This is a genomic window from Pseudoalteromonas sp. bablab_jr011, from assembly GCF_016464045.1.
In the GTDB taxonomy this organism is placed as follows: Bacteria; Pseudomonadota; Gammaproteobacteria; order Enterobacterales; family Alteromonadaceae; genus Pseudoalteromonas; species Pseudoalteromonas lipolytica.
The window spans coordinates 20,062-30,520 of record NZ_JACDWU010000314.1; the positions used below are offsets into that span (position 1 = coordinate 20,062).

A 10,459-nucleotide genomic window follows, 5' to 3' on the forward strand; every position below is an offset into this window, starting at 1 on the left:
TCACAGAAATCGCTTTTATCTCATTCTGCCAACAGAAAAATGTCTCTGTAAAATACAACTCAAATTTATTATGGATAATAATACAGATAGCAATTGGGTGTCAATTATACTCCATGTCATAATCAAAAAGATTATGACATTAACGATTTCATGGTCAAGTTAATTAATCATCCAAGATACTGCCTTTAACACAATACATGCGTGGGCGGGTGTTGTCGGGCAGGCTGACTTTGCGCTGTGGTCGGTTGCCATCGGGGATTAGGTAGCCTGCGGCCATCAGTGCTTTGGCGGCGCGATCTGGGCTGAGGCCTTCGGTGGCTTCACGCCAGCCGGTTGGGTAAAACAGGTAGAGGGTTTGTGGGCCGCTGGTATCTATCCAACCCGCGCGTTGGCGTACTTGGCTGCTGTAACCGGTTTGTTTGGGCGTAAAGCGGCTTTCGCCATGTTGCTCAATAAAACTGCGCACCTGGCGAATGGCTTGTTGATCTTCATTGGCGGCTACACCACCGCGGGCAAGTATCCATTGGTTAAGCTGGCTTAAACAGGCAGCTTCGACACTTTGAGCTGGCCAATCAAGTACTTTGACTTGAATGGCTAACAGGCCAGCGCTGGCCAGTAAGGCAAATTTTTCGGCGACTCGGCGCACTTGGCCGTCTGACTCGGGAGGTAAACTGGCTAAAAAGCGTTGGCGTACGTTTTGGAAAACGGGGCACACCTGCGCGCTGTGCTGCGTTAAATACCGTAACCAATCCAAGGCCAAGCTGCCGTAATGTTGGCGACTTTGTTGTTTTAGGTGATCGGATAAATCGGCGGCGTTCATGCCATGGCTCTGGTTAAACACGCCCATTTGCGCTCCGGCATCGGCACTGAGATCAATCACGCGCACTTGCTGCCCTGCTTTTACACGCTTGCCGATACTTGCCAGATGGCTTTCGAGCGTGACTTCGCCAGTGGATAAAAACACCAAACGCCAACGGGCGGGTAAGCGCATTTCACCGTATTTGCCTGCTCGTGTTTTACCCTGACCATTGGCAAGCATATAAGCGACATCGCCCGCCTCTTTTGGGTCAACTTCGCCCATTTCATCGAGCGCCAACAAGGCATCGTTATGCGCTAATGCTGTACCTTCTAAACCGTTAGCCGTGGCACGCCAACTGTGGCGCAGCTGATTAGGCTCGCCCCACACCGATAATGCCGGATACAGCGCCGCAGTTTTACCTGTACTGCTGGCACCGAAGAGGTGTAAACCAAAACCATCCACCCCGCACAAATGCAACAAAGGGGCAGCCAGTGCAGCGCAGACACCAACGATTAATAGCGGGTTATCCAGACAATAACGGCCAACGTGCTGCCGCCAACTGTCGCTACTGCCTTGTTGAATAAAGCCTTCTATCGGGTGCATGGTTTGCAGCACCATACGCGGGTTGTTGCTGCTGTGTTCACAGGGGTAAAAGGTGAGGCGCGGATGCACATAAGCGTGGTGATGCCAGCCAATGCAGTTCACGCTAATGGCCTTTTGCGTGGCCAGTTCGCCCATTTGTTGAATAAACAGCGAGAGCAACTGCCGCGCTTTGACACTGTTACTAAGCCGCATGCCTCGGCTGAGTAGGATTCGGCGGTACTCGCTCCCATCTCCGGCCAATAGTTCTGCGGGCATGGCCCAATAGCGATGGCGATTGTCATCGTCTAACCAGTGCAATAAATAGCCGTAGTTGTCTCCTTGCGGATCGCGGGTGCGGGCGGCCACTTGCAACCAAGAGCAGATTTTAACAGGGCTATCTTGCCCTGCTGGTTGCATCACCAGCCAGTTTTGCGCGTTATAGGCAAAACCAGCCGGTAATGTTGGCGCGTTGCTATGCATCTCACTGGCAGGTAACGGGTTTGATGCTGATGCTTTATCCACGGCCATAAGCAGCACCGATACGGCGGGTTTCAATCCACTGGTCGATATCGCTTTCTAACCAGCCCACGGCACGCGCACCAATACGAATGGATCGCGGAAATTCACCGTTGGCCATCAGGGCATAAATGGTGCTGCGGCCAAAGCCTGTTTTGGCCTTTACCTCGGGCAAGCGCAAAATCCGCTGCTGACGCGCTGGGTGTGTTGATGTGGTGGATGATTGTGTAGTTGGGTTCATCGTTTGCTTCCTCACTGATCTGTTAAGTTCAGTTAGGAGTTTGCCAGTACTAAACGGACGCAGTAGGCAGATAAATGCCCAGATCGTGCAGCTTTCTGAGGGTACAAGTAGCTACTTGCCCCAGTTTGTAGATAGTGCCCAAAACAATAAATGCTCTGTGGGCAGAGTTAGTGCGTGGCTAAGTGGCGTGAACTAAGGCTTTGCCCAAACTGCCCCAAAAGCCCAAGGGATGAGCGAAGTGTTAAAACACATGGAGTATGAGGCAAAGCATAAAGTGAAACTAAAACTTCTTTATCTGCTGAAAAATGAAAATATAGTTTCACTGACTCATTAAACGTTAAACGCTGATTGTTTCATGGCTTGCTCCGCTCGGCTGATCCCTAGCCGCTTAGCAACGGTTTGCCATTGCTTAACCGCCATTAATACTTCATCGTAAATTTGCGTGGCTTGGGTTTGCGAAAGTCTGAAGAAGTCTTTCACATCAAAGGCTAATTGGTAGTCTAAAGTGTTGTCTGCATCGGTAATATTCAGATGCAGGCCATGCTTACCCACTATCGGGTTTAAATCATAAGCAGGTGATAACTTCCAGCCATTCTTTGTTAATAAAAACCCATGGTTACGCAGGTGATCATCCGTGTTGGACACCGCAATATTAAACACGATTCGACGCCATAACTGAGCTAAATCGGCTGCGGTTTGTGCACCAGAATTGGAAATAAATTCAGCAATCTCTAAGTAGCTAGCACCTTGAGATTGTTCACCATCATAGTATTGAAGCTGTGTCATGGCCGATGAAAAATGCAGCCGCTTTTCACCGTCGCGGTCAAACCGTTTGGTTAAAAAGGTATGGTGCTGTGACGAAAATTGCTTGATCTCACTTGGAAACATGTGAACACCTGCCGCAAGAGCCAATTCATAACAGACCATCTCCCATGCGCCCACGTCATGGGTATCATTTAGATTGGGAAACTTGGCAATCCACAAGTGGCCTTGTTCATCTGTGACACAAGCCTTGGGCCTTGCACCACCTAATGATGAGCCTGGAGAAATCAGCATTTTCAACCAGCGGTAATACTCGTCACTGTCGATGTTATCGTCTTTTTCAATCTGCATTGCTGCGTGCTCTAGCTCTCGCAAAGAAGCCATTGGCGGCGCAGCAAACTCAGAGTTGTCGTCCAAAAAAGCATCCGAGCCTACTCGCTTAAATCGAATCCCCCCCATCCGATAAGAGTCATGTACGCCCAGCAGGTAATCCAATTCGTTTAATCGACTTGTTGCTCGAATACCTTTGCGCGCCTCAATCGCCGCACGCCGCTGCATTAAAATACGCCCCCATCTATCAGGCGATGAATCAAGAAATGCGCGAAAGTTTTTATCGGCTTCATCGTTATAGAGTTCACCGGAGTGAAGCGACAGGATGGGATCAATTTGCAAGCGATAGGCTGAGGTTAAAAATGCTTTATCGTAGGCAAAACTAAATACGCCACCTCGGCTTGAATCACTGTAAGCAAGCAGCCCAATTAGCAAAGGCGCTTCAATTGGCTGCCAGTCGGCATAGACTTCGACGATTTCACGGCTCATTTTGAACCTTCCAGCAATTTTATGTTTTGCAGCTTGATACCCACTTCATCATGAGCGGCCATTTCTGCAAAGTTGCTTTCCATGCCAAGAACAGCCATCACTTTTAAGTAAGTGCCTATGGCAACGCCCGGATCACCGGCGAAGACTTTATTCACGGTTTTATGATCAAAACCAGTACGTTCACACAGTAGCTTTTTTGTAAAACCACGTCGTTTCATCGCCAACAGCAAGTCTTCACCAAAATGCGTCAGGATTTTGCGCTGCTTTGGAAACAGTACATTGTGTAAGTCACGCTTAGCCATATCACCAACCAAAGGGACTATATTCCCACTATTTAACCGTTAATGGGAATATAGTCCAACTTTGAATCCCAAGCAACTCCAACAATTTACATATAGGACTATATTCCCACTTTACTCAATATAATTGGATTTATATCCCACCTTTAGGTTTAGCTTGCGCGTTGGCCAAGGCGATGAAATGGATCCCTGAATGCCAAAGGTTGCGGATTACACTTTTATGCGCATAAAAATGTAAAATTCCTCACTTTTCTGCGCGTAAAAGTGTAGACTGAGTTATACTACAGGCAGTTAACAGTCTTAATTGGCGGGAAATGACAATGCAGCGCAACTTACTAAACGCCCTAATAGCATGGAAAAATCAACCGGTGCGCAAGCCATTATTGATCGATGGTGCAAGACAAACAGGTAAAACCTATCTGCTACAAGAGTTATTTGGGAACACCTTTGCCAACATCCTTCGTATCGACTTCCTTGAAAACCCTGCTTACAAAGAAGCGTTCGATGGCTCTCTGTCACCTGACGAGCTAGTAATGAACATTGAGTTGTTAACCAACCAAGCGTTCAACCCAGAAACCGATCTGCTGATATTAGATGAAATTGGCGAATGTGAACGTGCCGTTACCTCACTAAAGTACTTTGCTGAAAAAGCACCGTCCTATTTTGTCGCTGCCAGCGGCTCGAATATTGGTTTGCTCAACACCTTCCCTGTGGGCAAGGTAGAACAATACAATTTACGACCACTGACCTTCCAAGAATTTATTTACGCATCCAACGAGCAAGCGCTGATCAAAGCATTTGATAGTCAAGCAAGCACACCGGCAGTACACACCAAATTGATGGACAAACTCACTGACTACTTTTTTACTGGTGGTATGCCGGAAGCCGTTTCTGCTTGGTATCAGTATAAGGATTCAAGCATTCTAGAGCGTGTTGAAAAAGTCACAAAAATTCATGCCGATTTAGTGGAAGGTTATCGCCGCGATTTTGGTAAGTACGCGGGCAAGGTCGACGCCACACTGATTGAATCGGTATTTAATAGCATTCCAGCCCAGCTATCACTTGTCAGCGATGAGTCGGTTAAACGCTTTAAATTTAAGCATGTGCATGAGCGTAAATCTCGTTATAGCGATTTTGAAACCGCGATCCATTGGCTTAACTGCTGCCGCTTAGCTTTGCCAAACTACCCTATTGAAGGATTGCCGAAATCTCCGTTAGCGGCCTATAAAAAAGAAAATATGGTGAAACTGTTTCTGTTTGATGTGGGCCTGCTTAATCATATGCTCGGCAGCAGTTATAAAGAAATTAAGCAACAAAACTATGAATACAAAGGTTATGTGGCTGAAAACTTTGTGCAACAAGAGCTCACTGCCATTGGCGTTGACCCAAGCTATTCATGGAATGACGCCCGCGCCGAAATCGAATTTATTTTGGCGACCGATGAAGGCGATATCGTCCCTGTGGAGGTCAAAAGTGGTAAACGTACAAGAGCAAAATCGTTGGCATCCTACGTTGAAAAATGTACTCCAAGTAAAACCTTTAAGTTAACGGGTACACAAGGCTCATCCGCATTAGAGCAAACCAATATCGTGATGCCTTTGTATTTCACGCAGTATTTACCACAGAGATGGTAAAAGCGCGTTGCTTAGACCCCGAGGACTACACAAAGTGACTTCATAGGTAACAATTTGTAGACCTTTGGTGGGCTTACAACCTTTCAACCAACCCTCAATCGGTTTTTTGCTAACGTCATTTGGCCAGCCTATCGCCTCATCGTTTAAAGCAAATCACTCAAGCGATTTAACAGTGCTTTACGGCTATTATTCGCCACAACAAAGCGCTTAAAGCGTTGTTCAAACGCCGCTTCATCAGCTTTGAACTGATAGGCCTCAAACAGCTGATGCAGATAGCGTGATGCCGCATCGTAACCACTGGCGCAAGTTCGATCCGCTTGCTCTTGTGATTGCTGCCAGTAGTGCTCACGTTGATTGTAGATATCAGTCAACGCTTTTTCTTTTTCCGCTTTTTCGATAGCTAATTTTTTTGCGAGTGCTGCGGCTTGCTCTTGCTGTAATTGACTTTGCGCTTGCTCAATAAAAGGAGAAATTACCTCGGGGGTTAACCAATACTGATAGATCTCGTCTGTGTTGACAGGTTCTTTTCGCGTCAGCGCTAAGGCTTGGTGTCGGGTTAGCTGGCCTTGCTCAAACAGCGTGCGTAAAAGCGTGTCTTTCTCTGCTTGCGAGAGATTATGGAACCACGAATCAAACTGAAATTGGGTTTGTTTGGCTAGGTGACTGGGTTGCTCCTTCAGCACCATGGCCAGAGCCTTAACTAATGCTAAGGGAATATCATACAGCGCTGCAAACGCCTGCTCCTCTTCACTGAAGTGCTCAAAATCGAATTGAATTAACGGCACTCGCTCAACGTCATCATTAAAATCAAACATTTTGAGCCACATAAAGTACACAAGGCGCCAATCCCCTTGCATTAACCCGCTGCGTAACCCAGCTAAATGCTGGAAAAATTGGTCGGCATGCTCATCGTCAAAATATTCGTCATACTCCTCAAGGGAAAAAATCAGCAACTGCCACTCATCGTTTTCGTGAATATGAAGTCCATCACTTGAAAAGCCAAGTAACGCATCTGGAAGCGTTCCTGCTGGTAGCTTGATGTATACATCGATTGAGCCCCAATCGGCATAGTAAAAACCGATATCAAAGTATTTTAACATCAGCTCAAAAGGCTCGGCCTTTAGATCACTGTAGGTGTAATACACCTGAAAGGACGTAGCGCTGATCTCGGCACGGCTTGAAATGGCCCTGAGTGCTTGACGTGCTTTAGCATCTAAATACCCATCCAGACGCTCAAATTTATAGTATTGATATTCGCTCACGATGACCTTGCTATCTATTTATGGTGAATTGAAAAGTTTGTTTTAACAAAATTGTTATAGAAAAAGCGCTTCATTTTCTTGTTTACGCTGCTCCAATGTCTTAGCAATCGCAGACACTGTTGTTTTACTGATCCCTTGTTGCTTGGCAAGATACGTAAATTGGCTGATGGCTTCTGCGACTTCTTCAATAACTTGCTTTGCATCATTCCAATTCGCAAAGCCAGCACTAGTAGCAAGTTTTTGCATCACCTTAAGCGATGGCGCTTTGCCATAACCGCCGAAAGCAGTGGCGTGTTCGTTGAATGGATGCGGGCTGTAGGTAACATCGTAAAAAGGGGCAGGATCCCATTGACCGTCATCCGCTTGCAAAAACGCCCAGTTTTTACTGTGGTCGTCTTGATTAGACGACAGCAGATTAAAAATGGCGCGGCGAAATTGCAGCTGTCCAGCCGCTGGCGATTTACACAACTGACGGCTGGCTTTAATTAAATCAATGTAATCTAAACTTGGCGTTCGAAAATCTGCATCCAGTAGCCCGCAAGCGCTGTGCATATGCAATCGACCTGCACTGCGCTTTCTGCCTAAGTCGGCCTGTTCAGTGACATAATCAAAACGCTTAAGCGCCAACCAAGCAGACGCACCGTTTGTAGGTGGTGCTTCAATGAGTTGCCATTGCGGCGGTTGACACTTAGCAAGTTCTGCTATTTGTAAATAAACCGCCTCACACAAACCTTCTTCATGGCCAAGTGCGAGATTTTTAGAGGTAAACTTCACCAGCCAAGCCTCATCTCCAAGCTGAGCGAAGGTTCGACAATGCTGAGTTTCCCCTGCAGGCATATAAATTTGTGCCTTAGGTCTGGCCCCACCCGAACTACCTCCGGCGACTAATGCGGCCAACACCTGTTGCGTATGCCCATCTAACTCATCGTGATTATCATCCATATAATCTGACATCGAAGAATCGAACAGCGTTTGTGCTTCTAAGCCTAACGTCGCTAAATCAATATCCACGTGCGTGGTGGCTGAAAACTCAGACACCGGTGAAAAAGACAATGCTCCCATGCCTTTATCACCGACAAAGGCCAGTCTATCCATCGCCGTTAATTGATTAGGCAGGATGCCCTTTTGCCGGAAAATACGATCTTGTAACAACATGCCCCAGCCATCGGGCAAACAATCTCCAAATACGCCATGTACACCTTGGTGTGGCTGCTTAGGTGCGACTTGAACTTGTGCGTTCGCATGCAAGGTAAAAGGAGATAAGTTGCCAAACTGCTGCAAATAGCTGTCTGCATACTGAAAAAAAACGCCTTGCCGATTCTGCGCCAAGACTCCAACAGATATCTGCTCACCTGAGCTTAGCGTACGAGTAACATTAAGCTTCTGAATCGGTTTAAAACTCATCTTTTAGCACCTCATCAATACTCGTGGGTATAGCAGCGCGTTCTTTGCTAGGTTGCGTGAGCTCGTACAAACGCCCAAGCGAGTCGAGGGTCTGCCATAGCAACAGCAATTGGCGAAATGAAATTTGCCCGGTCAGCTCAAATTTCTTAATGGTGGCCGCAGGTACGCAGCTTCGCTCAGCAAGCGCCGCTCGTGACAGCTTTGCCTGCTTTCGTAACTCACGTAAATAAGCCGCATAGGCGTGGCTTACATCGGTATCATCAAGTAAGGTAAATTTCATCCGCAAAGGCCAAATGGATACAGTCATATCCATTATAGCGAAATAAAACAGAAAGTGGATATTATTGTATCCATTATTAAATAAAGTGTTGAAAAAATTACTCGATAAAGCCCTTCAAAACTGCTATGTTTTAGCTCTAACAGCAGCATAAAAACGACACTGTTTTTCCATTGCTAACCACTAAGATTTAGTAAAAGCCATAGGCAAGTGGTGGGCAGTTTGGTGGGCAAACAGGCATTTTTGAACGGTTTATTTTCGGTAACTTATTGATTTTTTGAGGGTCTAGACCGCTACTCAATGAGCAAATTCACAATGTTGAATACTGGGCCAATCGTATTGTGCCTATTGGTAGTGATGTAAAAATTTCGTGGAATGGGGCTACCGACGCTACCCACAGTAACATTATGCTTGGTGCTCAATTAAGCGAACATATTGAAAATGCGAAACGCTTTATTGCTGTTAGAGACAGCTGGGCCGAGCGTCATTACTGTTCAATAACAATGCAGTTAACGTTCTTACGCAGCAACCTAGAAGAAATCCCTCAAATGGTTGACCTTGCTATTGCTCTGGGGTTTGACCGTATAAAGGGTCACCAGTTATGGGCGCACTTTGATGAAATTGCGACTGAAAACTTACGTAACGATATTGTGTTTGCAGAGCGTTGGAATCAGATAGTTAAGTACTGCCATGAGCGCGTTGAATCACACAATAAAACCGCAATCAGACCTTTTAAGCTAGATAATTTTTCTGAGCTACACCTAGATAATTTAGACGATATAGCACCGAATGGTCACTGCCCCTTTTTAGGTAAAGAGATTTGGATTGATCCATCGGGTCGTTTTAATGTGTGTTGTGCACCGGATCAAGAGCGTAAATCATTAGGGGAATTTGGCTCGGTTGCCGAGTCATCACTATCAGAATTAGCACAGAGTGAGCAGTATGTTGAGTTGGTGAATACATATCAAAATCACCCTTTGTGTAAGCAGTGCACTATGAGGCGCCCGTAATGAGCATATTAGCTAAACTCTATGTTTCAGATGATGGTAGATACCACACTTTTGCTGATGGCACTCCAGCTTACTCTGCACGTTTTGATGAAGTTTTATCTTTTCATGACATAGACAACGCCTACCAAGTTGCACCTGTTTGTTTAAATAGCCAAGCGTGGCATATAAACGAAACAGGCGAAGCAATTTACCCGCACAAATTTAATCGTACTTTTGGTTTTTACTGTGGCGTAGCCGCTGTAGTAGAAAACAATGATTGGTTTCATATCTTGCCAAGTGGCTTTGCGGCTTATGCGCAGCGCTATGCCTTTGTAGGTAATTATCAACAAAACATTGCTGTTGTATGTAATAAGGACGGTTTTTACTTTCATATAGATAAATTAGGCCAGCCCCTTTATGAAAATAAGTGGATTTACTGTGGCGATTTTAGAGAAGGTATTGCCGTTGCTCAGACTGAAAACGGACTGAGTACGCACATTGATAAGCAAGGTCGGTTTATTCATTCAAATTGGTTTTTAGACTTGGATGTTTTTCATAAGGGATTTGCAAGAGCCAAGAGCGATGATGGTTGGCATCACATTGATAAAAGTGGCAAACCTATTTATGCACAGCGCTACGCAAGTGTTGAACCGTTTTATAATGGGTTTTCGCGCGTTGAAACGCACTCCGGTGCACTGCAAATTATTAACGAGCAAGGCAATGTAATTAGAGAGCTTATACCATTCCGCTTAAATATCTGATCTAATATAGGCTATATAAAATCACTGGTGATTAGCATTGAACCCAAACATATCTGAACAACTTTTAGCGCTTTCTCGAAAAGAACCAAATGCACGAAAACGCATGCGATTGCT

General features: G+C 45.8%; 10 protein-coding genes. 3 read left to right on the forward strand and 7 right to left on the reverse strand.

Translation table 11 applies throughout. From position 1 onward, the window contains the following. Positions 1 to 163: 163 nt before the first annotated feature. The 4 genes from JIG41_RS20370 to JIG41_RS20385 form a co-directional block, all read right to left on the reverse strand. Positions 164 to 1,909 (reverse strand): DUF927 domain-containing protein, encoded by a 1,746-nt coding sequence (locus JIG41_RS20370; RefSeq protein WP_138558340.1) that lies wholly within the window; start codon positions 1,907 to 1,909, stop codon positions 164 to 166. Further along, complete coding sequence (locus JIG41_RS20375; RefSeq protein ID WP_007146785.1) at positions 1,896 to 2,138, reverse strand: helix-turn-helix transcriptional regulator; 243 nt, start codon at positions 2,136 to 2,138, stop codon at positions 1,896 to 1,898. Before JIG41_RS20375 ends, JIG41_RS20370 begins: the two co-directional genes overlap by 14 nt. Before the next feature lie 330 nt (positions 2,139 to 2,468). Beyond that, positions 2,469 to 3,719 carry a type II toxin-antitoxin system HipA family toxin gene (locus JIG41_RS20380; protein WP_199525348.1) on the reverse strand — a complete coding sequence of 417 codons (1,251 nt, stop codon included), beginning with the start codon at positions 3,717 to 3,719 and terminating at the stop codon, positions 2,469 to 2,471. Continuing rightward, positions 3,716 to 4,021 carry a helix-turn-helix domain-containing protein gene (locus JIG41_RS20385; protein ID WP_036984862.1) on the reverse strand — a complete coding sequence of 102 codons (306 nt, stop codon included), beginning with the start codon at positions 4,019 to 4,021 and terminating at the stop codon, positions 3,716 to 3,718. The genes JIG41_RS20380 and JIG41_RS20385 overlap by 4 nt, the downstream gene beginning before the upstream one ends. A gap of 317 nt (positions 4,022 to 4,338) precedes the next feature. Between JIG41_RS20385 and JIG41_RS20390 the strand changes: the two genes are divergently transcribed. Continuing rightward, a complete protein-coding gene (locus JIG41_RS20390; protein ID WP_086585839.1) occupies positions 4,339 to 5,652 on the forward strand; it encodes an ATP-binding protein in 1,314 nt (437 codons plus the stop codon). Between the two features lie 143 nt (positions 5,653 to 5,795). On the opposite strand, the gene JIG41_RS20395 is transcribed toward JIG41_RS20390, so the two are convergent. The 3 genes from JIG41_RS20395 to JIG41_RS20405 are packed head-to-tail and all read right to left on the reverse strand — an operon-like array spanning position 5,796 to position 8,598. Then, a complete protein-coding gene (locus JIG41_RS20395) occupies positions 5,796 to 6,914 on the reverse strand; it encodes a hypothetical protein (RefSeq protein WP_138558339.1) in 1,119 nt (372 codons plus the stop codon). Positions 6,915 to 6,968: 54 nt separating this feature from the next. Continuing rightward, entirely contained in the window at positions 6,969 to 8,318 is a 1,350-nt protein-coding gene (locus tag JIG41_RS20400; protein WP_138558338.1) for a type II toxin-antitoxin system HipA family toxin, read from the reverse strand. Next, complete coding sequence (locus JIG41_RS20405; RefSeq protein ID WP_012520203.1) at positions 8,308 to 8,598, reverse strand: helix-turn-helix transcriptional regulator; 291 nt, start codon at positions 8,596 to 8,598, stop codon at positions 8,308 to 8,310. Before JIG41_RS20405 ends, JIG41_RS20400 begins: the two co-directional genes overlap by 11 nt. 338 nt (positions 8,599 to 8,936) lie before the next feature. Between JIG41_RS20405 and JIG41_RS20410 the strand changes: the two genes are divergently transcribed. After that, a complete protein-coding gene (locus JIG41_RS20410) occupies positions 8,937 to 9,605 on the forward strand; it encodes a radical SAM/SPASM domain-containing protein (protein WP_199525349.1) in 669 nt (222 codons plus the stop codon). Further along, positions 9,605 to 10,345, forward strand: a complete 741-nt coding sequence (locus JIG41_RS20415; RefSeq protein WP_199525350.1) for a WG repeat-containing protein — start codon at positions 9,605 to 9,607, stop codon at positions 10,343 to 10,345. Before JIG41_RS20410 ends, JIG41_RS20415 begins: the two co-directional genes overlap by 1 nt. Positions 10,346 to 10,459 lie beyond the last annotated feature (114 nt).